The sequence below is a fragment of the Shouchella oshimensis genome (assembly GCF_002019765.1).
Lineage (GTDB): Bacteria > Bacillota > Bacilli > Bacillales > Bacillaceae_D > Shouchella > Shouchella oshimensis.
Map to the genome: position 1 here is coordinate 593,891 of NZ_KV917380.1, position 26,735 is coordinate 620,625.

The window sequence follows — 26,735 nt, forward strand, 5'->3', positions numbered from 1 at the left end:
GCGGGTGCCATTAAGTGTACACATTAGTAATTGGTAGAGCGTATCCTGAAGAAAGTACAGGAATGATGGGCATTTTTGAGTTTGAACAAGCTAAAGCTTTGAATCGTAATGGTATGAGGACAATCTATGCATTCTGTGACAATCGGTCAATAAAGAAGTTAAAAAAATTTGGAAGTTTTACTGCTGAAGATGAGATCAAAGCTTATGGGTATAATTTACCTATAGGAGGACTGCCTACAAAGATATTTAACAGATTTAAATCCAAGCTACTAAAAAAAATAATTAATGAAATAATATCAAAATATGGGAAACCCAATATTATCCACGTACACTTTCCTTTATTGACTTTAACAGATGAGCTATGGTCATTTCTTTGTGAATTACAAATTCCTTTAGCTACAACAGAACATTGGACTAAAGTTCAGACTAAAAATCTAGAACCTTTTAGAATAAAATTGCTAAAAAGGGTTGTTGAAGAATCATCTGCTTTTATATGTGTAGGTGAGTTATTAAGGGAAAGCGTAGCAGAAATAACATCTACTAACAAAAAAATTCAAGTGATACCAAATATGGTTGCTCAAGAATTTACTTTTGAGAAAAAGAAAAAATCCAATTCAAGTTTTAACTTTATATCTGTTGGAAGGTTAGTAGAAGTCAAAGGTTTTGGTTCACTTATAGATTCATTTGCTAAAGCATTTAATGGAAATACAGGTGTTACCCTAACAATTGTTGGTGGTGGTAAACTAGAAACTACTTTGAAGGATCAAGTCATTCAGTTGGGAATTAGTAACAAAGTTAATTTTATGGGATTTCTTAGTAGGAATGAAACTGCTAAACTTGTTAAAGAGAGCGATGTATTTGTATCCGCTAGTTATTTAGAAACTTTTGGCGTTCCCTTTATAGAGGCTATGACATGTGGAAAGCCAGTTATAGGCTTAAAAGATGGACCAATTGACGATTACATTACTGAAGACGTAGGTATGTTAGTAAATAAGAATAGTTTAGACGATCTTTCTAATTCACTTATATATATGCACGAGAATTATGAGAAATTTGATAGTAGATTTATTAAAGATTATGCTATTAATAACTTCTCTGAAAGTGCTGTAACGAGTAAGTTGAAATTAATTTACGATAACGCTATGACAAGTAAAAGATGAGGATAATATGAATGTATTGTTGATTGCTACGTACTCGGGTATCTCTGGAGCTAGTAAATCATTAGTGAAACTAGCTGAATTACTGAAATCAAAGGGTGTTAATATTATTGTTATAATACCTAAAAACGGAGAAATTGAAAAGTTATTGGTTGAAAGTGAAATCAGTTATAAAGTGATAAGATTATATAACTGGGTTGCTCCTTTAGATAATAAAATTCGTTTTAATGGGAATTTAGCATGGAAAGTAAAGCAAGTAATAAATTACATGCAAGAGATCCGTTTGTTTTATTTAATAAAACAAAATAATATTGATATCGTCCATATAAATGCTATCACTGCTAATTGGGGTTATTTAGCGTCAAGAATTGCAAGAGTAAAAACAGTTTGGCATATTCGAGAACTTCTTGAAGAAGATCTAAATAAACAATTTAGAGATAAGAAAAAGTCAGTTAAGCAGATAAGCCAAGCAAATAAAATAATTGCAATATCAAACAGTGTTTCTTTGAAATATAAGGACATATTAAAAGTTGATATATCAACTATATATAATGGGATTGACAGTGCTAATTTTGTTGTGAATAACAAGAGTCTTTTGAAAGATAACTACGTAAAATGTACTATAGCTGGTAGATTGATCAAAGAAAAAGGCATTCTAGAATGTATTGAAGCATTAAACATTCTAATCAGTCATAAGGGTTATAAAAATATCTCTTTAGATATTATTGGAGTAGGAGATAAAGAATATACCGCACTATTGAAGAAGAAAATATCTGAATATGATTTAGAAAAAAACGTTAAATTGTTAGGCTTTAAAAGTAATATCCATAATTACTTTGTAGAATCTGATATTATTATTGTTTCATCAAAGGCAGAAGCTTTTGGTAGAGTTACTATTGAGGCAATGTTGAGTCAATCTTTAGTTATAGGTGCGAACACTCAAGGGACAGAGGAACTGATTGGGAGAGACTACGGCTTGTTATATAATCAGGGAAGCAGTTCTGATTTGGCGAAAAAAATAGAGTATGCAGTAAACAACAAACAATTTGTTAGAGAAAAAGCTTTTGCAGGTAGAGAATACGCATTAAATTTTTCAGCTGAGAAAAATGCGTCTGAAATTTTTAAACTATATAATGAAATTCTCTAGCTAAGAATAATATTATTTATATGTCTGAGGTTGGAATATTGATTAAAAATAAGCAGGAATTGAATATAAATATGACGCTTGTATTAATTTTAGTATTTATACCATTAATACTGCCGGATTATTTACAAACTATAACAATTATAGATGATCTTTCAATTTTGTTAGCCATAATTATTTTTATAGTAGCATTGACGTTATCAATCTTATATAAGAAAATGAATATTTTTGTTATCTTAAGTATTTTATTTCTAGTATGGAGATATTTTTCAAGTTACTATTTAGCAGGTTCTATAACCGATTTCTCAAATATTTTAAAAACCGCTTCAGTATTACTGATGATTAACTTAGTCGTCAGAAATTATACTAAACCCTTGATAAGAGCGCTATATATAATATTTGTAATATATATTGTCGCTAATTTCCTTAGTTTGTTAATATTTCCTGAAGGTCTCTACTTAGATAATCCCCGAGATAATCAATATAGATCGGCTTGGTTATTAGGTATCAGAAACCAATTCGCTTATTTTATTATACCGGGCATAGCAATAGTGCTTTTACACGCTTGGTTCTTTAAAAATAGGTTAACCTTAATATCTTCAATTGTATTAATTATTGCTGTAGTATCAATATTAAGTGTGAGTTCAGCAACAGCAATAGTAAGCATTGTTTTGCTATTAGTACTATACTTAATTAACCTTAGAAAAAAGATTAAGCCTTTTATTAGCTTTAGTAACTTATCCATATTGTATGTAGGGATATGGATATTGCTAGTGGTGTCAAATTCGATTGGACCATTACAAACTTTGATAGTTGATTATTTAGAAAGGGACATGACTCTATCAGGTAGAACTGCTATTTGGGAGCAGGTTCTTAACGTTATTCCTGAGTCATTTTGGTACGGCTTTGGAATTAATGTACGTATACTGGTTAGTCATACTTATTTTGGGTCCCATAACTTAATACTACAAACAACTTTAGAAAGTGGAATAATTGGTCTTATCTTGCTAATTTCTTGTGTAGTAGTTTCTGGTATTCAACTTCAAAAATTTAGAAATTCAAATATAACTATTATTCTGCTGGTAGCTGTTTTTGGAATTTTTATTGGAGGTTTAACGGAATCTTACAGATTGAACTACTTATTTTTACTAATGGCATTATCCTGGAACGTAAAGCATTTGATAATGAATCAAAAACTTTATTTAGAAAAAAAGGGTAATTAAACTAGAATTAAATAGGATTGTAGATGACATGAAAAAAATAAAGCATTTTAAAAGAATAATAAGGAAAAAAGGTTTTCTCAAAAATGTTCTTACGGTTGCAACTGGAACAGCGCTCGCTCAATTTATAACGATGGTTTTCTCATTGTTCATTACTAGAATCTATGGACCTGAGCAATATGGGATCTTAGGAGTATTTACTTCTCTCGCGGTAGTTTTAATGCCAGTGGTTGCTCTATCATATCCGATAGCAATAGTTTTGCCACAAAAAAATTCTGAAGTGAAAAAGATTATTAAACTATCATTTTATTCCATAATATTAATATCAACGTTGACTTTCTTGCTTTTGCTTTTATTCGGAGATTGGTTTAGAAATATAACTAACACAGAATTACTTGGAAGTTTTTTATTGCTTATTCCTCTAATTATGTTTTTTGATGGTTTGTTACAAATTGTTCAGCAAACCGTTATTCGTAAGAAGTATTTTAAAGCAAAAGCGACAGTTGCAGTACAGCAATCAATTATTACAAATGGGTCAAGTACTTTAATAGGTTTATTTAAACCTTATGGAATAGTATTGATATTAGTATCTGTTTTTGGAAAAGCAATTTATGCGTTTAGTTTGGCATTGAGAGTAACAAATTTAAAAAATCTAAAGAGGTTCTTTAAATATTTCTTTAACTTTAATGATATAGAAGAGGTAAGTAAGGTAAGGAAAAAATACAATGATTTCCCAAGATTTAGAGCTCCACAAGTTTTAATTAATGGGTTATCTGAAAGTCTTCCAATTATTATATTATCAAGCTTTTACGGTCCTGCTGCTTCTGGTTTTTATGTACTAGGAAAGAAAATATTGGAGGTGCCCACTCAATTAATAGGTAACGCGGTTGGGGATGTCTTTTATCCTAGAATAGCAGAAGGTGCGAATAGGAAAGAAAGAATAGATAAATTATTAATAAAATCTAATTTAGTCTTAGCGCTAGTAGGTATAGTACCATTTGGAACAATAATTTTAATTGGACCAGAATTATTTTCACTAATTTATGGTGAGAGTTGGTACACTGCGGGCGAATATGCACGTTGGTTAAGCGTGTGGATATATTTTATGCTGTTAACTAGACCAACCATAAAAGCTTTACCAGTTATAGGAGCCCAAAAATTTCATTTATCATTTACTGTCGTTTCTATTATTATAAGAGCTACAGCCTTAATAATGGGTGTATATCTATTGAACGATGATGTGATTGCTGTAGCATTATATAGTGTTGCAGGTTCATTTTTATATCTTTATCTTTGTATAATTACAATAGTTAAGACAAAGGTATATATAAAAAATAAATAATAAAATATTTAATAGGAGGTGCCAATGTGAATGCCAAAAAAGTAGCTGTTGTTGGAACTGGATACGTCGGTCTCGTCACAGGAGTTGCTCTTTCGGAAATTGGTCATTCTGTCACTTGTGTGGATGTAGATGAAAAAAAAGTTAATAGCATGCTTAATGGAATTTCACCTATTTTTGAACCTAGTTTATCAGATTTAATGGTAAAAAATATTAAAGAAGACCGCCTTTCTTTTACAACAAATCATAAAGAAGCATTCGAAGGTGCCGACGCTATATATATCGCTGTTGGAACTCCTCAGAAAGAAGATGGTACAGCTGATTTAAGGTTTATCGAATCCGTTGCAACGAATATTGCAGACCATCTACATAACTATGCTGTTGTTGTTACAAAAAGTACCGTACCTGTTGGCACCAATGACTATATTAAAAGATATATAGAGCAACTTACAGATATTCCATTTGATGTCGTTTCTAACCCTGAATTTCTTCGTGAAGGTTCAGCAGTTCAAGATACGTTCCATGGAGATCGAATCGTAATTGGGGCAGATAGTTCAATTGCAGGAGACTTAATTGAAGAGATTAATAAGCCTTTCGGAATTCCTGTATTCCGCACCGATATACGTAGTGCGGAAATGATCAAATACGCCTCTAATGCGTTTCTTGCTACTAAAATTAGTTTTGTTAATGAGATTGCAAATCTTTGTGATAAATTGGATGCAAACATTGACGATGTGGCAAAGGGAATGGGCCAAGATAAACGTATAGGAGATAAGTTCTTAAATGCAGGTATTGGTTATGGTGGTTCCTGTTTCCCTAAAGACACGAGTGCTTTAGTCCAAATTGCAGGGAATGTTGAGCATGAGTTCACACTGCTAAAAGCGGTTATTGAAGTGAACTATAAGCAACAGCGGTTATTAGTAGACAAAGCTAGAGAGTACTTTGGCTCGTTAAGAGGTAAAACAATTGCGATGCTTGGACTGGCTTTTAAACCAAATACCGATGATATGCGAGAAGCGGCATCTATTGTACTTGCTCAAGAGTTGGTTCTTGCAGGGGCTACCGTTGTTGGGTATGATCCTATTGCCATGTGTAATGCAAAAAAGGTACTTCCTGATGCTATGAACTATGCAGATAGTGCGTTAGAAGCCATAAAAGGTGCAGATACTGCATTTATTGTAACGGAATGGGATGAGATTTGCTCGCTTACGTCAGAGCAGTTTAAAGAAAATTTAAAAGAAGCCGTTATTTTTGATGGTAGAAACTGCTTTGATATTAAAGAAATGAAAAAAGCAAAAGTAGACTATTTTTCAGTGGGAAGACCAGTTGTGAAAACTGAAAAAGAGTATGCATAATATCCACCTCGTTGTCTTAAATCTTTAAGGCAACGAGGTGTATTTTATATAATAAATAATAGAAACCGTTGAGGTGAGGGTAATGGACAACCTTTCAAACTTAGATCAACTGACATTACAAAAAATACTGGTAGAAATAACGGAGAAAATAGAAAAAGAAAAAGAGGGCAGCTTAGAGGTTGTAATGAAAGAAATCGTTGAAAAGTTAAAGAGTTATTCAAACTAATAGAGTCATTAGATGTTAAAATGTAGAATCTAAGACACTCTACAAAGGCAAAGAATGTATAAATTGTTTGGTGTTTGTCACCTTCTCTCCCTTTCATCACTTCTCCCCACTAAATAATCTATTGATACCTCATAAAAATCAGCAATTTTAATTAAACCCTCTAAATCAGGAGTGCGTGCGCCACTTGCGTAATGTTGCACAGCTCTTAAACTAATCCCTAGGTATTCTGCTAACTCTTGATAACTTGTTGATGATTCGTTTTTTAAGGATTTTAAGCGTTCTTGAAAATTAGCCATTTGCAAACTCCTTTTGTATTGACATGTACAGTTTGTTCGTATATAGTGAAATTAATCAGTTGCGTACAAATTGTTCATCTGTCGTTATTTTTAATGTTGGAGGTCTTCTTATGTCTGCAATCTATTCTCGTCTCGTTTTAGCTGAAATAAAGATGGAGTTGTTGCATCATGCCCATGTGCTTGAAAGCCAGAATATGTACGAATTGCTTCAGCAAGTGTTAGCGACTGTTAAGAAGATTGATGCTATGGATAAAGACATTCAGCAAAACATTACGACCTCGTAAGTATTCATGTCTAATGTTTAAATTACAAAAAGACTCCGATACCTACTTGTATCTATTAAGCTTTTTGCAAAAATACTCGACATACCCCTACCTCACATAATAAGCGCCTATCTATCGTTCTATTGATAGTGTTTTTAGTATATCATCTCACTAAGGCAATATGTACAATGAGTACGTATAATGTGCATTGCTTGTTTAACCATGCTTTTCCCCCAACCACCTTTTATCTCCCACCTCACCCCCTCTCATGCTAAACTAAATGAAAGACACACCATTACAGGAGTCACAAATGAACAGTATTGAGACGTTAAAAGAAATTGCGAAAACGTTAAATGAAGGGGAACGAATCGAAGACATTTTACAGGCGGTGTTAGTCTCTCTTCTTGAAACGACTGGGCTTAAAACGGGCTGGATCTTTCTTGTATCGCCACAAGGGAAGCAGCGATTGGTGGCGCAAGTAGGGTTGCCGGTAGGGTTGATGCATCAGGCGTGCGCGCCTCTTAAAGAGGGTAGCTGTTATTGTGTGAATAAATACAACAACGGGGAGCTTCATGAACCGATTAATATTATGAATTGTAAGCGATTGAAGCTTGCTGTAGAGAACGACTGGGGCGATACAGGGGGTCTGTCTCGGCATGCGACGATCCCCATTAAAGCGGGAAGCGAGTCTCTTGGGTTAATCAATATCGCGTCGCCGTCTATTGATACGTTTTCCCGGAATGAATTGGAATTGTTTGAAACGGTGGCGTATCAAATTGGAGCAACGATTAAGCGGTTGAATGCGTATATTGAGGAACAGAAGCAGACGGCTTTGCTTTCTCAGCTTGGAAAGTATCTCGCCTTTCAACGGGATGTGGCGAATGAGGACGACTATTTGGCAACGGTAGGGGAGACTTTACAGTCGTTTTTCGGATGGAAGGGCGTTCGGTTTTTCTACAATGAGTGGTCGACGTTCACTGGGGAAGAAGGCGATGCGAGCAAGACGGTACGCTTGCCGTTTGACCAGCATCTGCTTGAGCTGTGTGTGTATGATGAAGGGTTATCGGCTGGAGTCGAGTCGGTGCTGTATGAGGTGCTAACACATATTTCCCTGCAATTAAAGCAGTTTGAGTTGAATCGTCAGCAGCAACAGCTATGGCGGCGGGAGGAACGGAATCGCCTCGCTCGTGATTTACATGACAGTGTGAATCAATTGTTATTTTCCTTGATCTTGCATGTGAAAGGGCTAGAGCGGCAGCTAGAGGATGGGGACGTGAAAGCGACGGTTGCCCATGTTCATGAGCTCGGCAATCAAGCTCTTGTGGAATTAAAAGAGTTAATTAAACAGCTTCGTCCAGAAGGGTTGGAGTCTGGGCTTGCGGCAAAGGTTGAAGCGTATGCGCGTTTAATTGGCTTAGCTGTTGTAGTAGAAGTAGAAGGATTAAAGAAAATCGCTGAGCCATTGGAAGTGTGCGTGTGGCGTTTGATACAAGAGGGGTTAAACAACTGTCAGAAGCATGCGAAGACAAAGGATGTAGTAGTCCGTCTGTTGTTTGGTAGTGAAGCGGTAACGGTACAGATCGTCGATCAAGGGATTGGGTTTGATCCCGACACTGTGAGAAAAGGAATGGGTTTCGTGAATATAAAGGAACGTGTACAGGAAATGGGCGGTACGGTAACGATTGTGTCTGCGCGGCATCAAGGCACGACCGTGAATATAAGCATACCGCTAGTACAAGGGGACAACGTATGAAGGTGATGATTGTGGACGATCATACGGTTGTCCGAAAAGGGTTAGTGTTTTATTTGAATACCATCGAAGATATGGAGATTGTCGGTGAGGCAAATAATGGGGAAGAGGCACTCCAGAAGCTGAAAACCGTTCAGCCTGATTTGATTTTAATGGATTTGTTTATGCCGAAATTAAATGGCATGGAAGCGACGAACCAGATAAAAACTCTCTATCCTCATGTGAAGATCCTCGTGTTGAGCTCGTTTTCTGATAAGGATCATGTGATTCCGGCGTTACAAGCTGGTGCCGATGGTTATCAGTTAAAAGACATCGATCCAGAACAATTAGTGGAAACGATGCGTGCGGTCTTAAACGGTGAAAATAAGCTGCATGATAAAGTAACGAAATTTGTGCTCAACCGGATTGCGACACCGATGTCTGAGGAAGAGCAGGCAATCGAACTCCTAACGAAGCGAGAGCGGGAAGTGCTTGTGGAGATTGCTTCAGGCTATAGCAATAAAGAAATTGCCGATCGGTTAGGGATTACAGAAAAAACGGTGAAAACTCATCTATCTCATGTGTTTTCCAAGCTGCACGTCAGCGACCGGACACAGGCGGCTTTGTTTGCGGTTAAGCATAGTCTTTTGTAGAGGGGCATTCAATCAGTTCAATTAATTCGTTGTTGATGCCCCGAAAGTATACCGCTTTCCAGCCGTTTTCTAGATGATAGGGACCTTCTTCTAGCTTTATCTGTTGCCCTTGAAAGCGAACGATTGCGTCTGTGAGGTTGTTTGTTTGAAACGCAAGATGGATGGAGGAGGCGGATGAAACCTCCTCTTTGTCTTGCCCTGAATCGACGAGTTCGATCAAGGTGTTGCCAATTCGGATAAACGCAAGCTCTTCGCCGTTTAACGCCATGCGTTCGACTAACGTAGCGTCAAGCAAGCGTTTGTAAAAGGAAAGCGTTGCTTCTAGGTCGTGTACGTTGATGCCAATGTGATGTGTTGTGAACATGGTGTTGCCTCCTTTTTACAGCATGAGGTGGACATCGCCAAATTCATGCCAGAGGTAGTTGTTTTGTAAGGCGTGCTGGTAGCTTGACAGTAGTGCGTCATCGGGCAAAAACGCGCGTAATAATTCGAGATGACTAGAGTGTGGTTCGTGTAAGCCGGAAAGCAACCCATCTACGAGCTGTAAGGGCGTTTCTCGTTGAATGAACAAATTGGTTGTGTCCTTCCAAGCTCCTTGATGTGAATGCTTGTTTTTTGCATACGATTCGACTGCGCGCACCACCGTTGTGCCGACTGCGATGATTCGTCCCCCGCGTGCTTTGGCTTCATGAATCGCTGTAATCGTTTCTGCTGGAATCATATAAGCCTCAGGGTGATGCAAAGGGTCTGGCCATTGGTTGTCTTCGTAGTAACTAATGCCTGCATGCAGCGTAAGGAAGCCCACTTGAATATGGTTTTGTTTTAATTGATGAATCAGCTTCCACGAAAAGGCTCGCCCAGCTGAAGGCATTTCAATGGAACCAGGAACAGACGCAAATACGGTTTGGTATGACTCCAATGACCAAGGGGTGTTGATGTATTCATACCGAATCGGCTCCCCGTATTTATGGAGAAACGACAGAACCGGTTCGTGCAGGCCATGAAAGGTCACACGCTTTAACGGGGCTTCACTGCCATCTCCTTGAACATGAAGCGTCACTCCGTCTTGAAGTTGAACCACAGTCTTGTCTTTACCAAGAATGAGTGCTTCCCAACTGGTTTCGGTCAGTTGTCGAGCTAATCGAACGGTTACGTTGTCGGTTTCACTTACGAGCTGAGCTGGAATCGTTCGGCTGCGATTGAAGAGAAGCAGGTCATTCGGCTGTAAGAGCTCAGTGAGGTCGGTTAACGTGTGGTCTTGAATGCGTCCGCTCTTCCGCTCGGTATGAAGGAGCTTCACGTCGGAACGATCGTGTCCACGATGCTCAGCAGGTGTATGAGCATGAAGATGCGCTGGCAACGAGAATGCCTCATGGAGCGAAGCAAGATTGGTCATTGTGCTGCCTCCTCTAAGAACGAATCTATGTCAAACCGCTTTCCGTTGACTGTGCCACGATGTTGGATGATGTGATCGAATAGCGGCAACAGCTCTTCTGGTTCTAGTAAAGGATAATCGCAATTGGGAACGGCAATGTCGTGCATGGCAGTATTCATTTCACCAGGATCAACTAAACAAACCTCAGTCTTGGTTTCTGATAGTTCATCTGCCCATGTTTGCATCAATCCTTCCACTGCAAACTTAGATACCCCGTACGCACCCCATTCAGCAAACCCGGTCTGACCAGCAGCAGACGTAATGGAAATGATCAGCCCACGGTCATTTGTTAACATGGTCGCAAGGCTTCGTTTTGTCATTAGAAATGGGTTGAGTACATTCGTGTGAAGCACGTCTTGAAACATGTGTTCATCGTAATCAGCTAGTAGCTGTGGTCCTGGACCAAAGATCGACGCATTGTTCAGTAAAATATCAATTGTTCCGAACGTGGCTTCAACGACAGACACAAACCGATCCACATCCTTTGCGTTCGCGACATCAGCACGAACCGCCACGACTTCCGCTCCTAAAGCAATCGCCTCTTCTTTTACCTTCATCAGCTCTTCTTCGTTTCGAGCACAGATTCCTAATCGGTACCCTTGTTTCGCATAGTGAAGGGTTAGTGCTTTTCCAAGTCCTCTTGAAGCTCCTGTAATCACCATAACGTCTCTCATTTATCTACACTCCTTTGTGTTGTTGCTTTTAGTGTACGAAAGAAAGAAACGATTTGAATCGTTGATAAGAGGGAGAGCATGCTCATCGATTTGACTGATCGGTGCTCAGACAAAAGTCGTAGAGAGGGGGAGTGTTCGATTGGCTGTACTTCTTTTTCTTTTGAGAACCGAATAAATTCGCATAAAAATACAGTTAATAATACGTATTTTTGTACTGTTTTTTATTCGTATTTTGTGTATAATTTTTACTTAAGAGCATATACTTTATAGAGAGGGAGATTGGTCATGGGAGTTGATTTCTTGAAAGAGCCACCGATCAAGAAGAGTCAAATTATAAAAGCAACGGATGCAAGTAAAAAGTTTGCTGAAGTTAGGAAAAAAGCGGTTTACGAGCCTCAATTTATTTCAGATCACAATGAAATAAAAAGTGTCGTTCTGAACTATGAAGAATACGAGCGTATGTATAGAGAGATAGACGATTTACGTGAAGCTTTATGGGAGCATAAAATTTCTGAGCGAATGGAGAAGTCAGACGAGGGTAAGACAAAACCAATCCCTTTTACGTCACATATGAGCAAAAAAGAGCGTGAAGAGTTTAATAAAGGCAACGAATATGATGCTCTGACTGACAAGGATCTCTTCGAATAATGTCGCAGCAAAAAAGATTTAACGTTGTTTTTATCGATGAAGAAGCAGAAAAAGAGTATAGAAAGTTAGATGGTTCTACGAAGAAATTAATTGCAACGGGTATTAGAAGGCTTGAAGAAAGAGCAGATGAAATAGGCAAACCGTTAACGGGCAAATTGATTGGTTGTAAGGAATTAAAATACCGAAGAGATGGGATAAGAGTTGTTTTTAGAATAAAAGAGAACGAATTGGGTGAAATGACGGTTCAATTGATAAACGTTGAATTAATCGCAATAGGCACAAGAAGCGATGGTAAAGTTTTTGATAGTGCTAGTGAAAGATTAAAGTCAAATAAGTAAGTTACAGCTAAACACGTATTCGAGCGAGAGGGCTTTTTGAGCTTAACTCGCTCTTTGTATTGTTTGTGGCCCCATTGTCAGATGTGTACAATAAAACTATAATGTTTCCGTTATTTTTTGTACATTCCGCACGATGTAAAACGTGTATATTCAGATTATAATCATCTTTATAAGAATGACGTAAGGTGGTTACAACATGAAAATCGTGATTGCGCCAGATTCGTTTAAAGGCAGTTTATCGGCTGTAGACGTAGCGGCTGTCATGAAGCAGGCTATATCGAAAGCGCTTCCAAATGCTGAGGTCGTCTCCGTTCCTGTTGCAGATGGTGGGGAAGGCACGATGGATAGCCTCGTTACAGCAACAGGAGGAAAAAAAGTAAAGGTTGTAGTGAAAGGACCGACTCGTAAGGCGGTTACCGCAGAATATGGCGTTCTTGGTGATGGGAAGACGTGTGTAATCGAAATGGCAAGTGCGTCAGGGCTTGTGTTAATTCCGGCTCATGAGCGTAATCCGATGGTGACGACGACTCTAGGGACTGGAGAGCTCATTAAAGCGGCGTTGGATGCAGGGTATCGTTCGTTTGTTTTAGCGATTGGTGGAAGTGCCACGAATGATGGCGGCACTGGTATGCTACAAGCACTAGGAATGAAGCTTCTCAATGAGCATGGCGAATCTGTGGGATACGGTGGAGAAGCGGTTGGTCAGATTACGGCCATTGATGATGCTTTGTTTGACAAACGTATTCGCGAGTCTACCTTTTTAATTGCATCTGATGTTCAAAATCCGTTCGTTGGTCCGACTGGGGCATCGGCTGTGTTTGGCCCTCAAAAAGGGGCAACCCAAGAAATGGTGGAGGAACTGGATCGCGGGTTAACGACATGGGCGGATTTAATTGAGAAACAGACAGGAATTCGGCTCCATGATCAAGCTGGTGCAGGTGCAGCTGGTGGAATAGGCGGAGCGTTTCAGGCATTTTTCCCTTCTTCCATGAGAAGAGGCATTGATCTTGTTATCGAGCATACGCATTTAGAAAAGAAGCTTGTAGGCGCTGATCTCGTGTTAACAGGAGAAGGGCAAATTGATGATCAAACCGCTTCTGGTAAGACGCCGATGGGTGTAGCGGAAGCGGCGAAAAAGCAAGGTATTCCGGTTGTTGCCATTGCAGGGTCTGTTGGCGAAGGAATTGAAGAGCTGTATCAATACGGGATCACAAGTGTATTCAGTATTGTGAAAGGACCTATGAATTTAGAGCAAGCAATGAAGGGTTGCAGTGAATATCTAGCACTGACCACTGAACAAGTCGTGCGAACATTCTTTGCGTTTCGAGATTAACGACACATGAGCAGGTGTGAATGCCTGCTCAAAAAGGGGGATTACCATGCTATTCCTTATTATTGCAATGGGTGTTTTACTTATTATCATCGCTACATCTAAATTTAACGTACATCCATTTTTATCCTTATTACTCGGTACCTTATTTGTTGGTTTTGCGTCAGGTATGTCCTTCGATCTAATTGTTGAAAGCATGAACACTGGCTTTGGGAACTTGATGATGAGCATCGGTCTCGTCATTGTCTTTGGGACAATTATTGGGCTTATTTTAGAAAAGGCTGGTGCCGCTTTTCGAATGGCAGAAGTCGTTCTTCGAATCGTTGGACCGAAGCATCCTCAGCTAGCGATGAGTATTATTGGCTTCATTGTATCAATTCCTGTATTTTGTGATTCAGGCTTTATTATTTTAAACAGTTTAAGGAAAGCGTTATCAAAACGAGCAAAGGTGTCAATGGCGTCAATGTCTGTTGCCCTGGCAACAGGTTTATACGCTACACATACCCTTGTTCCTCCTACACCTGGTCCGATTGCCGCGGCTGGGAACATTGGAGCAGACGCGTATTTAGGTACAGTCATATTCATAGGATTTATTGTTGCGGTTCCGGCTACATTCGTCGGTTATCTCTGGTCTATTAAAGTTGCAACAAAAATTGAAGTACCAGAAGATGTGACAGCAGCAGGAGAAGAATTTGATTATGATAAAGTCGTTGCGTCCTTCGGGAAAATGCCTTCGACGTTTTCAGCATTCCTCCCGATCTTACTGCCAATTGTTTTAATTGGCCTTGGCTCTATCATTGCGGTTTTGGGCGTGGAAGGTGGCTTTGCGAACTTCCTTATGTTCTTAGGAAAACCGGTTATTGCTTTATTAATCGGTGTTGTGGCAGCGTTACCACTCTTGCCGGCGTTTAATGAAGAAACCCTAACAGGCTGGATGGGTCAAGCGCTGAAGGATGCTGCACCTATTCTGTTAATAACAGGTGTCGGTGGTTCTTTTGGTACTGTTATCCGAAATTCAGGTGTAGAAGACATCATTCAAAGCTGGGACATTAGCGGTATATTCACAGGAGCCATGTTCTTGCTTGTACCATTCTTACTAGCGGCTGCGTTAAAAACAGCCCAAGGCTCTTCAACCACATCCCTTGTGATCACGTCATCGTTAATTGCACCGATGCTACCGATTATGGGAATCGAAGGGGCCATTCCATTAGCACTTGTGGTAATGGCCGTAGGTGCTGGTGCGATGACCGTCTCTCATATAAATGATAGTTATTTCTGGGTGGTTGCACAATTTACCGGGATGAAAGTCAATGATGCGTATAAAGCGCAAACAATGGCAACTTTACTACAAGGCATCGTGACCATTATAGTTACGATGATTCTATGGGCCATTCTCGTATAACAAATGAAAGACAGCGGACACGGGTGGTCTGCTGTCTTTTCTTTGGCATCGTCAATCAAGAAGATTTCATATCATGAACAATTGCTTCCATGGTGACAGAAGCCAATTGGTCTTCGAGTGCTTTTTGCGCAGAGTGGAGGACGGGTGTTAACGTTAGTTGAATGTTGTTCCCTACTTCGCAATCAATGGTAGGTGCTTTATGAACAGAGAATAGTTCATTTTCCTTTACCGCATGAACAGCATGATAGACATCTAACAACGTAATCTCACTCAAGTTTTTTGCTAGTTTTGCCCCAGCTACGCCTGGTTTTACATCAATTAAATGAGCTTTCTTTAGCATCCCCATCAGTTTACGGATGAGAGCTGGGTTCGTGTTAACGCTAGCGGCAATGAATTCTGATGTGATCGCCGTTTCTTGGTTGAATTCGAGTAATGCAAGAATATGAACGCCAACAGTGAATCGACTGCTGATGGTCATGGTGTCACCTTCTTTTTCCTTCGCTTTTGCTTCAGTATAGCATAGAAAAAAAGGTTGACAAACGAATTAGATGTAACTATTATGATTACAAGTAACTAATTTAATTACAGGTTTACCACTCAAGGAGGAAAAACAGATGAAAATAGGTGTAATCGGAGCAAATGGGAAAGCAGGGCAACTCGTCGTTAAAGAAGCGTTGAATCGAGGGCATGAAGTGATTGGCTTCGTGCGCGATTCGAGTAAGGTCAGTGAGTCGATAGAGGTTAAAGAAATAGATGTGTTCCATTTGTCGGGTGACGATGTAAAGGATTTTGATGTGGTTGTGAGTGCGTACGGTGCATTCGATACTGAATTGTTTGTGCGTGCTGGAGACGCTTTTATAAAAGCTTTTAGCGAAACCGATACGCCGCTAATCATTATTGGTGGGGCAGGAAGTCTTTATGTGGATAAGGAAAAGGGCTTACGCTTACTTGATACCCCTGATTTTCCAGAGGCATATAAACCCATCGCGAAAGGTGCAGGCCTTATGCTGGAAAAGTTGCTGGAGACGACAAGCTTAACATGGACCTACATGAGTCCAGCGGCATTCTTTGATGCGGAAGGCAAGCGTACAGGTACGTATACAAAAGGAAAAGACCAGCTCATTTTGAATCAAGCCGGTGAAAGCTATATTAGCTATGCTGACTTTGCTATAGCTGTACTGGATGAAGTTGAACAGCCGCAGCACCGGAATGAACGATTCACCGTTGTAGGGAACAGCTCGGTTTGATCGCCTAATAGAACGGATTGTGAGCCTTATAAACCATTTTTGAAAGATCCAATAAGTGAAGCCTCTGCTGTGAGTGTACCCAAACTCATACCAGAGGTTTTTTGTAGTAAGGAAGTCAATAAATTTATAGATGTTATATTAATTTTATGGACTTTTTTAACGAAAGGATTCTGTCATAATACATAGTGAAAGCGATTTCATAAAAGGGGGAATGAGCTTGTTCAATCAATTAAAAGGCGGGAAAATCGTCTATACAGGTGCAACGATAGGGATGTTGACCCTGCTTGCAGCTTGCGGTGGAAGTACAGAAGATGCAGATGGGTCAGGGAATGGTGATGCGGTAGAGCTGAGCTTCTGGGCTTCAGCAAATCCAGATCGAGATGACTTTAAATTAACGATGGATCGAGTGGAACAATTTAATGAAGAACACGATGACATTCAATTAAAAATTGAAACCACACCGCATGCTGATTATCGGACGCGGTTAAATACACAAGCGGCAGGAGGGCAGCTGCCGGATATTTTTCAAGTGTGGCCAGGAGCGGAACTTCAACCTCTTGTGGATGGCAATGCAGTAGGCTCCCTTAACGCTATTGTGGATAATTGGACTGACAATGGCTTGTTAAATGAAGACGCCCTTGCCGATTTTACGTTTGATGGAGAGGTGTATGCCATTCCTTCTGTTCAGAATCCAACAAGCTTTGTCTTTTATAATGTCGATATGCTTGAAGAATTGGGCTATGATGAATTTCCGCAGACGTATGATGCGTTTAAGAAACTGATTACGGATTTACGTGGAGACGATACGACTCCTATTGCTTTAGGCAATTCGGCTTCATGGGTGCTGCAATCGGTTTACATTTCAACGATTGCTGATCGGTTTACAGGCAATGATTTTATTCCACAAGTACTTGAAGGAGAGCGGTCGTTCACAGATTCAGATTTCGTTGATGCTCTTGGGGTGATAGAAGAGCTTGTTGAAATAGAAGCCTTTAATGAAGATTTGAACACCATTGATGATAACCAGATGATTGAATACTTTTTACAAGAGCGCTCTGCCATGGTCATTGACGGGAACTGGGGTGCGATTAGCATCTTAACCAATAAACCGGATGACGTGAATGTTGGGATTGCCCCGTTTCCTTTAGGAGATTCAGGAACCATCTCCACTGTTTATGGAAATTCATGGTCGCTGAACGCAGACTTATCGGATGAAAAACGAGAAGCAGCTGAGGCATTTTTAAAATGGATGTTTGATGAAGAATTTTATCAAGAGCTAATTGGCGTAGGTCGGGTTGTCGCTGCAGACGTCGATATGCCTGAAGATGCGGATCTGGATCCACTCTTTTTAGATATGCTTGCACTTTCTCAAGATGCTCCGCCAGCACCAGTATATGACGCTGTTCTTCCTCAGGCCATAAACAACGTCCTGCAAAATGAGCTACAAGCCATTACGATCGGACGGTCAACGCCAGAAGAAGCTGCACAGAATATCCAAAATACGGTAAACGCACAATGATGCTATAGTAAAAGACAAAGAGCAGACCATTCTTCAGTAGAATCGTACTGCTCTTTTCCAACTACTCATATAAAGGGATTGTCGCTTACGATGAAAAATGGGGTGTCGTTTCGTCATTGGAGTTTACGCTGGAAGTCAATTTTGATTTTATTGTCACTGATTCTTATTCCTGCATTAACCATTAGTTTATTGGTTTACTATCAGTCCAACTCCATTTTAGAAAAGCAAGTCATTGAACGGAATGAACAAAACTTGCGTCATATTGAATCAAGCTTACTCGGTGTCATGGAAGAAGTAGAGGAATTATCAAGCTACATTATTTACAGCCAAGAATTTCGGCAATACTTTACTCTCCCTGTTGAGGGGGCTGGCAGTCATCCAGAAGAGATGCAGCGGCTCCGAGATCATATTCGAGGCTTCTTTACGTTTCATTTAAACAATAAACCGTACTTTCACTCGGCGCAGATTGAAGGAATGAACGGTTCCCAACTTCACCTTGGAGAGAGGATAAGCGGGGATGAAACAAAGTGGGAAGAAGCGGCTAGAGGAGAGCTTGGAAGGGTAGTGTGGACAGACCCTTACGTACTCACACGAAGCGGCTGGGAGACAGGAGAGTATACGATCGTTTCACTTTTTCGGATCATCAATAATTTGTACGATATTACTGAACCGATTGGGAATGTACGCATTCGTTTAGACGAACGGGAGTTATTTTCCCACATCACAAGTGGCTATTTGCATCCAAATGATGACATGATTTTGATGCAAGAAGAAGGTCTCGTGCTCTCTCATCGCAATGCCGATCTTGTTGGGAATCGGTTCGCTAATCAAGACGTTGTTCAGAACGTGCAAGATGGAGCTACACTTTTTCAATATGAGGAAGATGGAGATGTGTATTATGCGGTTGTACGCTACGTAACAGGTACCGATTTATCCCTTATTTCAACTGTAAAAGAAGAGTTTATTCTAAATGAATTTCAAGGTATGCGGCAAACGATGCACATGATCATGCTTGTGGCTGGTGGGATTGGTCTTGTAGCCATTGTCGGATTTATGTTGACCATCATCAAACCCATTACAGAATTAACAAAAGAGACAAAGCGCCTTGAGGAAGGGGATTTTGCTGCACGCGTGAAAGTGCGTTCACGAGATGAGATTGGACAATTAGGTTCTCGCTTTAATAACGCTGTTAGTCAAATTCAGCGATTAATTGAGACGAAATATAAACTTGAAATTCAGAATAAAGAGTCAGAATTAAAAGCATTACAAAGTCAAATGAACCCACACTTTTTATACAATACATTGGACATGATTCGTTGGACAGCAAGGCTGGAGAACGCATTTGAGACTGGAAAAAGTATTGAGCATCTGTCCAAGTTATTTCGGATTAGCCTCAGTCAAGGGAAATTATGTATCCCTCTCAAAGACGAACTAGCATATGTCCAAAGCTATTTAGACCTGCAAAAACGGCGTTTGGGCAATCAGTTGACATTCTCAGTCTTTATGGAGGCAGGCATTGAACAAAGCCTGACGTTAAAGCTTATTTTGCAACCGCTAGTGGAGAATAGCCTTCGTCATGGTTTTACTGAACTAAAACAAACGAATACCATCACCATTCGAGCGTATCGTGAAGGAGCGTATGTTGTCATTGACGTGCTAGATAATGGTGTTGGGTTTCATATGGACGTTGATACGTTTAATCATGTCGTACAAGGCCCGGATCGTAGGGAGAGAGGCTTTGCTTTACGAAATACACACCAACGTCTCATAAAAACCTTTGGATTTACCTGTGGACTAATGGCAATGGAAACGGATGAAGGGGCACATATTCGTATACGTATGCCATTCATAGAAAGTGAAGCGGAGAAAAAACGATTCGTTCACGAGGAGGGCGTCAGTTATGAGCATACGGATGCTAATTGTAGATGATGAACCAGTGATATGCCAAGGACTTGTTCAAACGATTCCTTGGGAAAGCCTTGGCGTGCAGGAGGTAGACATGGCGTTTAACGGCAAGCAAGCCCTAGAAAAACTAGCAGACCAATCATTCGACTTGATTCTGACGGATATTTCCATGCCTGAAATGGATGGGCTTGCAATGGCAGAGCACATTGTTCATGAAAAGCCAGATACAAAAATGATCATTATTAGTGGTTTTGATCATTTCGATTATGCACGGCAAGCACTTCGGCTAGGAATAGAAGACTATTTACTTAAACCGGTGGATGTAGACGAACTAATGGCGCTCGTCAAACGAGTAAGGAACAAGATTGTGGCACACAAAGAGCGGAAAAATAGTCTCCTTCAAGATTGGATGGCGGAACAGCTTCGTCATAGGCTTTTTCACTCCCCTCTATCTGAACGGATAAAAGAAAAACACGCACCATGGACTGGTCGTTACCGGCTACTGATTAGCGAGGTATCTGGTTACGCTTATCTACAGAACACCTTACCGAGCGAAGCTTTTGAAGGTGTACAGGAGGATGTACGACATGTTGTAGAAAAAACATGTAGAGCCTATGGTATGAAACATGTTTCTCTTTTTGGTCACGAGAATGAGCTGTTAACCCTTGTGTATAATGAGCATTCCGATATGCTCGATGACAGCAAGCTTCGTGAGATATGGGGAGACATTATGGAACAGAGTCCCTACCCCATTCAAACGGTAAGCTCGTCAGTCGGTCAGTCTTTATCCGAATGCTACGATCATTACCAGAAAGGGCTTATCCTCCTTGATGATGTGCGTGGTAAAGAGAGTGGTCTCTTTATAGAAAGCCAACAGTGTTTTAAAGAAACTGTCGATTGGAAGGGTCTCAATCACCGTTTATTGGAAGATCTCCTCAAAGGGGATGAAAGCAAACTTGAAGCGTGTATACATCAGGTAGTGGCAGAGCTATTGGAAAAAGAGAAGACCTTTAGCCAAATGGTAGAGAGGTGTCGCTCTCTTGAAGTAGCGCTAAAACAAAAACTTCAAGAACGATTTCCTGCCAAATCCTTTGATCGAGTGGCGCTACGGTTACAAGAGGAACTGGAGTTACGTAAATGGAACACTTCTAATGTCATTGAGCAGCTTTTCCTTTGCGATCTTATCCATTTACTTGGGGAATTAAAAGAAGATGGACAGAACAACTGGATGATCGAAAAAATGAAACGGTATATTCATAAGCATTATCAGCACGATTTGCGAGCAGCAGAAGTGGCGGAGCGCCATTTTATTACACCTAATTATTTCAGTATGCTGTTTAAAAAGGAGACGGGGCAAAGTTTTTCAGAGTATGTTAATGGTCTCCGTATTCAAAAATCAGTAGAGCTGTTGCTGAACACGTCCAATAAAGTGTTTGAAATTGCCGAATATGTTGGTTATAAAGAATACAAATATTTTGTGCAAGTTTTTAAAAAGCAGGTTGGTTTCACGCCAACTCAGTATAGGCGTATGAATGCAGCGCAAGAAAGTAGAGAAAAACAGATAGAATCGTAACTTTTCGGATTTTTATAAAAGAAGGGTCTCGTTACAATGAGTTTAGAAAACGCTTCCAACATGAGGCGATGAAAGGACGTGATCCAGGTGCATTTATTAAAAAGCCGGTGGAAGATTGCACTTGGCGTAATTCCAGCGTTGCTCGTTTACTGTATCTTCAGCATCATTCCCATCTTTATCTCGTTTTACTATTCCTTTATGTCATGGAACGGGTTCTCGCCAATGGAATATGTGGGTCTTGCTAACTTTCGTGCCATTCTTAATGATTCTGTGTTTTGGCTATCCGTTCGGAACAATTTAATTGTTGTGGCAGCCTCTGTCTTCGGACAAATCCCGATTGCCCTCGTGCTCGCTTTGCTATTGAATCGAAAAATCAAAGGAGCCAAGTTTTTCCGAACAATTGCTTTCCTTCCTGTGGTCATCTCGACGGTTGTCATTTCACTAACATGGCGTATGATTTACAACGTGGAGCAAGGCTTATTGAACCATCTCCTAAACAATCTCGGCTTAAGTGCCCTTGCGCAAAACTGGCTTGGGAACCCCGATTATGCGATGTATGCAATCGCAGCCGTTATTATTTGGCAGTTTGTAGGGCTTTATTTCATCATTTTCCTATCAGCTTTACAAACGGTACCAAAAGACATTTTGGAAGCGGCAGAACTAGATGGCGCCACTGAATGGCAAAAAACCCGTTATGTCACGTTACCATCCATTTGGGGTGTCATTATCATCGCCGTGATTCTTTGCATTAGCGGGAGCTTGAAGACCTTCGACTTGATCTATGTAATGACAGGTGGTGGGCCAGCGAATGCCACGGAAGTAATGGCTACCTATATGTATACAGAAACATTCCAAGGGCTGCGCTACGGCTATGGCAGTGCGATTTCAGTTTTAATTTTCGTCTTTAGTATCGCCATTATCGTATGTGCGAATATGCTTCTAAAAAAACGTACTGGCACGAAACGGGCATAAGGAGGTTTACAGAATGCAAGTAGATCAACAACCATTATCACCAGTCCCGAGAAAAGAAATAAATGAAAAAACAGCTTGGTTTAAGAAACGGGCATCGCGGTTGCTTATTTATCTGATCTTAATTACATTTGCGGTTATTAATGCCTACCCCATTGTTTGGATGATCCTTAATTCATTTAAATCAGGTCAGGAATTCGCTTTAAATCCATTTGGTTTACCGACAGAGTGGGTATGGACGAATTATGTCGATGCTTGGTTTACAGCGAATATTAATACGTACTTTTTTAATAGTGTGTTTGTTGGCGGTGTCGCCGTTATCTTAACGGTCCTATTTGGTGCACTTGCTTCCTATTTCTTAGCAAGATTTCAATTTAGAGGCCAAAAGGTGCTTTATTCATTTTTTATCCTAGGCTTGCTTGTACCGATTCATGCAACGCTTGTTCCGATGTTTATTTTGATGCAAAACATTGGATTACTGGATACTCGATTGGCGCTCATTTTCCCGTATATTGCTTTCAATTTATCAATTACGATCTTCTTATTAACAAGCTTTATGAAGTCGTTTCCTCATGAAATTGAAGAGTCAGCCGTTATGGATGGCGCTGGCGTTTTTAAGATTTTCTGGTCAATTATTTTGCCAATGACACGCCCTGTTCTTGCGACCGTCATTATTATTAACTTCATTAATAACTGGAATGAGTTTAGCTTTGCTCTCGTTCTTATCAATGACGACCTCTTGCGGACATTACCACTTGGTCTTGCTAATTTTGCAGGACAGCACTCTACAAACTATACAGCTCAAATGGCAGCATTAACCATTGTACTCGTGCCGACTATTCTTTTCTATTTATTTATGGAAAAGCAAATTGTTGAGGGCATGACTCAAGGAGCGGTAAAAGGATAAACGGTGTTTCAACGAGGGTACATTCTGATTAAAGGGACCCTTATCATAGACGTGGACGTAAATGGTTTGTCTATAGTGCAGAATCATGAAACGTGTTGTACCCTTCAAGAGTGTAAATCACGATTAAAACGCGGAAGAATGAACATCACTCTTCCGCGTTTTTTTAATGTGTTACTTCTTCTGAAAGGAAATTCGGTCGTTGCTGCTCGTGTTTATCAAGCATGATTTGCTCTGAATGGACACCTTGCTTATGTAACAATGAGATGTTTTCTACAAGGAAGTCATCGCTACCGACAATATAGAAGAGCCCGTTTTTATCTTGAGCGAGATGTTTCACCTCTTCGTAATAAGCGGCTCGGTTATCGACAAATTGAGTTGTAAGCTTCTGATTTGGGTTACTTTCAAAGATGTTTGTGAATAAGAAAGCCCTTGATGAATCAACGTTTAAGGAATGAATCTGGTTGACGTTGTCGTTACGCTGGAGATAATCAAGTACAAGTGGACGGAATGTAGCTAGACCAACTCCTGCTGATAATAAGTAAATGTTTTTGTTTTCCCGCTTTAGCGGTACATTGGAGTGGGTTTTGAAAAGAGCCACCTCATGCCCCACTTCGAGATTTCGTAAAATCGATTTAAATTCCGAGCATTGTTCTTTAATGCGAGTGGTAATACCAATGGATCCCTCATGGGGCAAAGTGGATATAGACATATGTCGAATTAAGCTACGGTTTGGCTTCTCATCGGCATTAAATCCCTCTAGCGCAAAGTGTGTGTGTGAGCCTTCTTCCCATGTAAACCCTTCAGGACAGTCAAGCATATAGGTTTTTACTTCTGCTGATTCTTCAATAATTTGATTAATCTTCGTCCAATAGATCTGCATATGATCGTCTCCTTTTCAGTGAGTTTCCTATTAGCAATAAGTATACTACGAATGATAATCATTATCAATTACTGATTTGAATCATAGATGCTAGATACTCTTTGTTATTTTTTCGTTTTTATCCAACATATTTTATTTTTCTTCGCTAGATATGGTGGTGAAGAGAGAAGATAATAGGATCAAGCACGTTGAACTTAGGAGGAAAGCATATGGGTTACATCCACTCTGAGAAGAAATGGACAAAAGCGTGGAGACCGTTATCCATTATCGGATTTAAATATTTTTATGATGAAGATGGTGGTCTTTATCGTAAGGCTGGAAATAAATTAAAGCGCGTCAAATAATAAAGGAAGCTCTGTCAGATGTTGATTATCTGACAGAGCATTTTTGTTTAGAAGAAAAGATTTTAAATGAAGTCGAGTGAATTATGCGATAAAAATCTAATTCGATGTTTTAAATCTACATTTTTCGACAAAGCCAATATGCTATCTTTATACAGGAAAACTGAATAAGGAGACTAGTTAAATGAGTACAAGTTTAATAAGAGGATTTAGTATAGTCACATTGGCATTATTGTTTTTCTTCTTAGGCGAAATAGTAGTTCAGGCGAACCCTATTTCTGAATCAAGAACAATTGATCGAGCATTTCAATATGAGGGCTTAAAGAGTAAGAGAGCAATTCAAACATTTGATTATGGAAATAAGAATGAAGTATTTGTGACGCAAAGAGTTGATGCCACAACGATCTTATCACGCTGTGAAGTGAGTGGCGCAACGTGCAACGTTAAAGATTATGTGGAGTTGCAAAATTTTGGTCACGGTGAGTCATTAGAAGTTGTAAAAGAAAACGGAAAAACATTTATTTGGATTGGAAATACGGCTAATAGTGAGATAAGTCAGAAGTGGTCTACAGATGTCTCATTAATTGAATATAAAGTGAATCCTTCTAAAGCAACAGGTGCAGAAGTAATAAATGTTAAGACAATAAAAGGTCTAGAAAAGGTAGCACCTAATGTAAAAGGAAAAGCTTACCGGACGGCGGTAGCAATTGCAGATGACAGCAACCGTATGGCTTTTCGGGTACAGATTGGGCCAGCAGCGAAAGATACCTACTATGCCATTTATAAAACGAGTGAAGTGACTAAAGCACTGAGGAATTCACCTAAAAACACATTGAACATTCAGGATATTAGCCACTTACAATTGACACATTTTACGGGAGTTCCTCGTCCAAATAATTCGTTTCAAGGTTTTGACATTACGGGTGTAGGTACTGATAATAAATTTCTTTATTTATTTGGTGGCGCTGCAGGGGAGACGCCGACTATTTTTAAGTATTCTTACACAAATGGAGGGAACGTTAAACACCTAAAAACCATTAAGATAAAAGGAAGCTATGTAGGTACCTTAGAAGCAGAAGGAATAAAAGTTGAACGTGATCCAAACAATGCGAATAAAGAGACGATCTTTATCGGACTTAAACCGGGTTTAGATGAAGCAGGTAACCAGAAGCCTTTTCGTCTATATAAATTTCTTGAATAAAAAAGTAAAGCTATAATTTTTAGGACAAAAGCCTTTTGGTTGCTTAAACAGCCAAAGGGCTAATTTTTTGAAGCTGTATTTATTGCTATGTGCGATGGGGGGTAAGAATGTAACATTAACAAATAGGATAAGAACCTCTTGCAACAAAAAGAAGTTTGGACATCTTAAAATAGGAAATAAACATCTAATAAATACCCTGATCCGTTAGAAAGGGGAGATGACGGTGAAAACGTGGCTTCGTATAAGTGCACTGTGGGCAATGTTGCTAATTGTAGGATGCAATACTGCCAATAACCAACAAGAGCTTGAAGAAGAGACACAGGAAGATCCTAGTACTGAACAACCATCAGTAGAGGATGAAGGAGTGGACAATGAGGATGATCGTTTAGCAGTGGAACATGAATTTACAAACAACTTTTTAGTGGAGATCGATGTGGAGCCAGGTTTTCACCAAATGAGAGGGAAGCTTGATGGTTTTGAGATGTTAATTCCGGAAAATGGGATTATTTCCGATCTGCTTCATGCAACTGAAAACAATGATGCTGAAACAGTCATTTACACGTTCAATAATGAGCCTGAAAAAAAACTATACGATGTTCAAGTTATGTATCAAAGCCACTATCCTGAAGGATTAGAACAAAGTTATTTGAATGTGTTTAAACATGCTAATAATTTTGAAGGGGAATATGAGTATACAGAAGTTAATGATTTAGAAGTGTATTACGGGAGCTATGAAGATGAGGATGAGTACGGCCCGTATTTGAAATATTTTGGTTACCTATTTTCGGCTGACAACAATCAATTAATTTCATTTTCTTTTACAGTTATGTGCCAAGGGGAAGAAAATTGTAACTTTAACCATGAAGAAGAAGCGGAAATGGCGGAAAAGCTAATGTATTCTATTCGTTTGTTAGACCAATAGGAAAGATAAGAAGCTCTTTCAACAAAAAAGAAGTTTGGATATCTTAAAATAGGATATAAACA

Annotated in this window: 28 protein-coding genes; 22 read left to right on the plus strand and 6 right to left on the minus strand. The window is 39.5% G+C overall.

From position 1 onward, the window contains the following. Positions 1 to 14 precede the first annotated feature (14 nt). The 6 genes from BK583_RS02860 to BK583_RS20590 all read left to right on the plus strand — a co-directional run bounded on the left by BK583_RS02860 (position 15) and on the right by BK583_RS20590 (position 6,441). Entirely contained in the window at positions 15 to 1,160 is a 1,146-nt protein-coding gene (locus BK583_RS02860; protein WP_055736933.1) for a glycosyltransferase, read from the plus strand. Between the two features lie 7 nt (positions 1,161 to 1,167). Further along, positions 1,168 to 2,304 carry a glycosyltransferase family 4 protein gene (locus tag BK583_RS02865; RefSeq protein WP_055736934.1) on the plus strand — a complete coding sequence of 379 codons (1,137 nt, stop codon included), beginning with the start codon at positions 1,168 to 1,170 and terminating at the stop codon, positions 2,302 to 2,304. 38 nt (positions 2,305 to 2,342) lie between these two features. Next, positions 2,343 to 3,524: an O-antigen ligase family protein gene (locus BK583_RS02870; protein ID WP_160319305.1), complete on the plus strand. Its 1,182-nt coding sequence runs from the start codon at positions 2,343 to 2,345 to the stop codon at positions 3,522 to 3,524. 28 nt (positions 3,525 to 3,552) lie between these two features. Continuing rightward, positions 3,553 to 4,863, plus strand: a complete 1,311-nt coding sequence (locus BK583_RS02875; protein WP_078440014.1) for a lipopolysaccharide biosynthesis protein — start codon at positions 3,553 to 3,555, stop codon at positions 4,861 to 4,863. A gap of 26 nt (positions 4,864 to 4,889) precedes the next feature. Continuing rightward, on the plus strand, positions 4,890 to 6,215 hold the full coding sequence (locus BK583_RS02880; RefSeq protein WP_055736735.1) for a UDP-glucose dehydrogenase family protein: 1,326 nt from the start codon (positions 4,890 to 4,892) through the stop codon (positions 6,213 to 6,215). A gap of 82 nt (positions 6,216 to 6,297) precedes the next feature. Further along, complete coding sequence (locus BK583_RS20590; RefSeq protein ID WP_160319302.1) at positions 6,298 to 6,441, plus strand: hypothetical protein; 144 nt, start codon at positions 6,298 to 6,300, stop codon at positions 6,439 to 6,441. A gap of 77 nt (positions 6,442 to 6,518) precedes the next feature. On the opposite strand, the gene BK583_RS02885 is transcribed toward BK583_RS20590, so the two are convergent. Next, positions 6,519 to 6,737, minus strand: a complete 219-nt coding sequence (locus tag BK583_RS02885) for a helix-turn-helix domain-containing protein (RefSeq protein ID WP_055736716.1) — start codon at positions 6,735 to 6,737, stop codon at positions 6,519 to 6,521. Positions 6,738 to 6,847: 110 nt separating this feature from the next. Here BK583_RS02885 and BK583_RS20595 point away from each other — a divergent pair, with 110 nt between their 5' ends. From BK583_RS20595 to BK583_RS02895, 3 genes are all read left to right on the plus strand, one after another. After that, the gene (locus BK583_RS20595) at positions 6,848 to 7,021 is read left to right on the plus strand and encodes a hypothetical protein (protein ID WP_160319303.1); all 174 of its coding nucleotides are present in this window, start codon (positions 6,848 to 6,850) and stop codon (positions 7,019 to 7,021) included. Positions 7,022 to 7,310: 289 nt separating this feature from the next. Beyond that, positions 7,311 to 8,753 (plus strand): GAF domain-containing sensor histidine kinase, encoded by a 1,443-nt coding sequence (locus tag BK583_RS02890; RefSeq protein ID WP_055736717.1) that lies wholly within the window; start codon positions 7,311 to 7,313, stop codon positions 8,751 to 8,753. Continuing rightward, complete coding sequence (locus tag BK583_RS02895) at positions 8,750 to 9,382, plus strand: response regulator (RefSeq protein ID WP_055736718.1); 633 nt, start codon at positions 8,750 to 8,752, stop codon at positions 9,380 to 9,382. The genes BK583_RS02890 and BK583_RS02895 overlap by 4 nt, the downstream gene beginning before the upstream one ends. Here BK583_RS02895 and BK583_RS02900 read toward each other — a convergent pair. The 3 genes from BK583_RS02900 to BK583_RS02910 are packed head-to-tail and all read right to left on the minus strand — an operon-like array spanning position 9,363 to position 11,491. Next, positions 9,363 to 9,746 carry a VOC family protein gene (locus tag BK583_RS02900; RefSeq protein ID WP_055736719.1) on the minus strand — a complete coding sequence of 128 codons (384 nt, stop codon included), beginning with the start codon at positions 9,744 to 9,746 and terminating at the stop codon, positions 9,363 to 9,365. The two genes, BK583_RS02895 and BK583_RS02900, sit on opposite strands and share 20 nt — an antisense overlap. Positions 9,747 to 9,761: 15 nt before the next feature. After that, complete coding sequence (locus BK583_RS02905) at positions 9,762 to 10,778, minus strand: S-adenosylmethionine:tRNA ribosyltransferase-isomerase (RefSeq protein WP_055736720.1); 1,017 nt, start codon at positions 10,776 to 10,778, stop codon at positions 9,762 to 9,764. Then, a complete protein-coding gene (locus BK583_RS02910) occupies positions 10,775 to 11,491 on the minus strand; it encodes an SDR family NAD(P)-dependent oxidoreductase (protein WP_055736721.1) in 717 nt (238 codons plus the stop codon). Before BK583_RS02910 ends, BK583_RS02905 begins: the two co-directional genes overlap by 4 nt. Before the next feature lie 285 nt (positions 11,492 to 11,776). Between BK583_RS02910 and BK583_RS02915 the strand changes: the two genes are divergently transcribed. The 4 genes from BK583_RS02915 (at position 11,777) to BK583_RS02930 (ending at position 15,209) form a co-directional block, all read left to right on the plus strand. Beyond that, on the plus strand, positions 11,777 to 12,139 hold the full coding sequence (locus tag BK583_RS02915) for a type II toxin-antitoxin system Phd/YefM family antitoxin (RefSeq protein WP_052008216.1): 363 nt from the start codon (positions 11,777 to 11,779) through the stop codon (positions 12,137 to 12,139). After that, complete coding sequence (locus BK583_RS02920) at positions 12,139 to 12,477, plus strand: type II toxin-antitoxin system RelE family toxin (protein WP_038483680.1); 339 nt, start codon at positions 12,139 to 12,141, stop codon at positions 12,475 to 12,477. Before BK583_RS02915 ends, BK583_RS02920 begins: the two co-directional genes overlap by 1 nt. Before the next feature lie 196 nt (positions 12,478 to 12,673). Beyond that, positions 12,674 to 13,810 (plus strand): glycerate kinase, encoded by a 1,137-nt coding sequence (locus BK583_RS02925; RefSeq protein WP_055736722.1) that lies wholly within the window; start codon positions 12,674 to 12,676, stop codon positions 13,808 to 13,810. 46 nt (positions 13,811 to 13,856) lie between these two features. Then, positions 13,857 to 15,209, plus strand: a complete 1,353-nt coding sequence (locus BK583_RS02930) for a GntP family permease (protein WP_055736723.1) — start codon at positions 13,857 to 13,859, stop codon at positions 15,207 to 15,209. Positions 15,210 to 15,264: 55 nt separating this feature from the next. On the opposite strand, the gene BK583_RS02935 is transcribed toward BK583_RS02930, so the two are convergent. Beyond that, positions 15,265 to 15,687, minus strand: coding sequence for an Rrf2 family transcriptional regulator (locus tag BK583_RS02935; protein WP_038483675.1), 423 nt, complete (start codon positions 15,685 to 15,687; stop codon positions 15,265 to 15,267). Between the two features lie 136 nt (positions 15,688 to 15,823). Here BK583_RS02935 and BK583_RS02940 point away from each other — a divergent pair, with 136 nt between their 5' ends. The 6 genes from BK583_RS02940 to BK583_RS02965 all read left to right on the plus strand — a co-directional run bounded on the left by BK583_RS02940 (position 15,824) and on the right by BK583_RS02965 (position 23,329). Next, positions 15,824 to 16,456, plus strand: a complete 633-nt coding sequence (locus tag BK583_RS02940) for an NAD(P)-dependent oxidoreductase (RefSeq protein ID WP_055736724.1) — start codon at positions 15,824 to 15,826, stop codon at positions 16,454 to 16,456. 211 nt (positions 16,457 to 16,667) lie between these two features. Continuing rightward, positions 16,668 to 17,975, plus strand: a complete 1,308-nt coding sequence (locus tag BK583_RS02945) for an extracellular solute-binding protein (RefSeq protein ID WP_371836656.1) — start codon at positions 16,668 to 16,670, stop codon at positions 17,973 to 17,975. A gap of 141 nt (positions 17,976 to 18,116) precedes the next feature. Then, entirely contained in the window at positions 18,117 to 19,904 is a 1,788-nt protein-coding gene (locus BK583_RS02950; RefSeq protein ID WP_160319304.1) for a sensor histidine kinase, read from the plus strand. Then, positions 19,876 to 21,453 carry a response regulator transcription factor gene (locus tag BK583_RS02955; protein ID WP_055736727.1) on the plus strand — a complete coding sequence of 526 codons (1,578 nt, stop codon included), beginning with the start codon at positions 19,876 to 19,878 and terminating at the stop codon, positions 21,451 to 21,453. Before BK583_RS02950 ends, BK583_RS02955 begins: the two co-directional genes overlap by 29 nt. A gap of 87 nt (positions 21,454 to 21,540) precedes the next feature. Continuing rightward, positions 21,541 to 22,425 carry a carbohydrate ABC transporter permease gene (locus tag BK583_RS02960; protein WP_176463686.1) on the plus strand — a complete coding sequence of 295 codons (885 nt, stop codon included), beginning with the start codon at positions 21,541 to 21,543 and terminating at the stop codon, positions 22,423 to 22,425. 13 nt (positions 22,426 to 22,438) lie between these two features. Continuing rightward, positions 22,439 to 23,329, plus strand: a complete 891-nt coding sequence (locus tag BK583_RS02965) for a carbohydrate ABC transporter permease (protein ID WP_051667656.1) — start codon at positions 22,439 to 22,441, stop codon at positions 23,327 to 23,329. A 163-nt stretch (positions 23,330 to 23,492) separates the two neighbouring features. On the opposite strand, the gene BK583_RS02970 is transcribed toward BK583_RS02965, so the two are convergent. Next, positions 23,493 to 24,209 (minus strand): hypothetical protein, encoded by a 717-nt coding sequence (locus tag BK583_RS02970; RefSeq protein WP_055736728.1) that lies wholly within the window; start codon positions 24,207 to 24,209, stop codon positions 23,493 to 23,495. 209 nt (positions 24,210 to 24,418) lie between these two features. Here BK583_RS02970 and BK583_RS21250 point away from each other — a divergent pair, with 209 nt between their 5' ends. The 3 genes from BK583_RS21250 (at position 24,419) to BK583_RS02980 (ending at position 26,673) form a co-directional block, all read left to right on the plus strand. Then, positions 24,419 to 24,553 carry a hypothetical protein gene (locus tag BK583_RS21250; protein ID WP_269083173.1) on the plus strand — a complete coding sequence of 45 codons (135 nt, stop codon included), beginning with the start codon at positions 24,419 to 24,421 and terminating at the stop codon, positions 24,551 to 24,553. Positions 24,554 to 24,734: 181 nt separating this feature from the next. Beyond that, the gene (locus BK583_RS02975; RefSeq protein ID WP_055736729.1) at positions 24,735 to 25,751 is read left to right on the plus strand and encodes a helveticin J family class III bacteriocin; all 1,017 of its coding nucleotides are present in this window, start codon (positions 24,735 to 24,737) and stop codon (positions 25,749 to 25,751) included. Between the two features lie 223 nt (positions 25,752 to 25,974). Continuing rightward, positions 25,975 to 26,673, plus strand: a complete 699-nt coding sequence (locus tag BK583_RS02980; protein WP_055736730.1) for a YvcA-related protein — start codon at positions 25,975 to 25,977, stop codon at positions 26,671 to 26,673. Positions 26,674 to 26,735 lie beyond the last annotated feature (62 nt).

Bases quoted from the DNA above. Each gene is read 5' to 3' on its own strand.
- BK583_RS02865 (WP_055736934.1), top strand. From the start codon at position 1,168: ATGAATGTATTGTTGATTGCTACGTACTCGGGTATCTCTGGAGCTAGT.
- BK583_RS02875 (WP_078440014.1), top strand. From the start codon at position 3,553: ATGAAAAAAATAAAGCATTTTAAAAGAATAATAAGGAAAAAAGGTTTT.
- BK583_RS20590 (WP_160319302.1), top strand. From the start codon at position 6,298: ATGGACAACCTTTCAAACTTAGATCAACTGACATTACAAAAAATACTG.
- BK583_RS02885 (WP_055736716.1), bottom strand. From the start codon at position 6,737: ATGGCTAATTTTCAAGAACGCTTAAAATCCTTAAAAAACGAATCATCA.
- BK583_RS20595 (WP_160319303.1), top strand. From the start codon at position 6,848: ATGTCTGCAATCTATTCTCGTCTCGTTTTAGCTGAAATAAAGATGGAG.
- BK583_RS02890 (WP_055736717.1), top strand. From the start codon at position 7,311: ATGAACAGTATTGAGACGTTAAAAGAAATTGCGAAAACGTTAAATGAA.
- BK583_RS02895 (WP_055736718.1), top strand. From the start codon at position 8,750: ATGAAGGTGATGATTGTGGACGATCATACGGTTGTCCGAAAAGGGTTA.
- BK583_RS02900 (WP_055736719.1), bottom strand. From the start codon at position 9,746: ATGTTCACAACACATCACATTGGCATCAACGTACACGACCTAGAAGCA.
- BK583_RS02905 (WP_055736720.1), bottom strand. From the start codon at position 10,778: ATGACCAATCTTGCTTCGCTCCATGAGGCATTCTCGTTGCCAGCGCAT.
- BK583_RS02910 (WP_055736721.1), bottom strand. From the start codon at position 11,491: ATGAGAGACGTTATGGTGATTACAGGAGCTTCAAGAGGACTTGGAAAA.
- BK583_RS02915 (WP_052008216.1), top strand. From the start codon at position 11,777: ATGGGAGTTGATTTCTTGAAAGAGCCACCGATCAAGAAGAGTCAAATT.
- BK583_RS02920 (WP_038483680.1), top strand. From the start codon at position 12,139: ATGTCGCAGCAAAAAAGATTTAACGTTGTTTTTATCGATGAAGAAGCA.
- BK583_RS02925 (WP_055736722.1), top strand. From the start codon at position 12,674: ATGAAAATCGTGATTGCGCCAGATTCGTTTAAAGGCAGTTTATCGGCT.
- BK583_RS02930 (WP_055736723.1), top strand. From the start codon at position 13,857: ATGCTATTCCTTATTATTGCAATGGGTGTTTTACTTATTATCATCGCT.
- BK583_RS02935 (WP_038483675.1), bottom strand. From the start codon at position 15,687: ATGACCATCAGCAGTCGATTCACTGTTGGCGTTCATATTCTTGCATTA.
- BK583_RS02940 (WP_055736724.1), top strand. From the start codon at position 15,824: ATGAAAATAGGTGTAATCGGAGCAAATGGGAAAGCAGGGCAACTCGTC.
- BK583_RS02945 (WP_371836656.1), top strand. From the start codon at position 16,668: ATGAGCTTGTTCAATCAATTAAAAGGCGGGAAAATCGTCTATACAGGT.
- BK583_RS02955 (WP_055736727.1), top strand. From the start codon at position 19,876: ATGAGCATACGGATGCTAATTGTAGATGATGAACCAGTGATATGCCAA.
- BK583_RS02965 (WP_051667656.1), top strand. From the start codon at position 22,439: ATGCAAGTAGATCAACAACCATTATCACCAGTCCCGAGAAAAGAAATA.
- BK583_RS02970 (WP_055736728.1), bottom strand. From the start codon at position 24,209: ATGCAGATCTATTGGACGAAGATTAATCAAATTATTGAAGAATCAGCA.
- BK583_RS21250 (WP_269083173.1), top strand. From the start codon at position 24,419: ATGGGTTACATCCACTCTGAGAAGAAATGGACAAAAGCGTGGAGACCG.
- BK583_RS02975 (WP_055736729.1), top strand. From the start codon at position 24,735: ATGAGTACAAGTTTAATAAGAGGATTTAGTATAGTCACATTGGCATTA.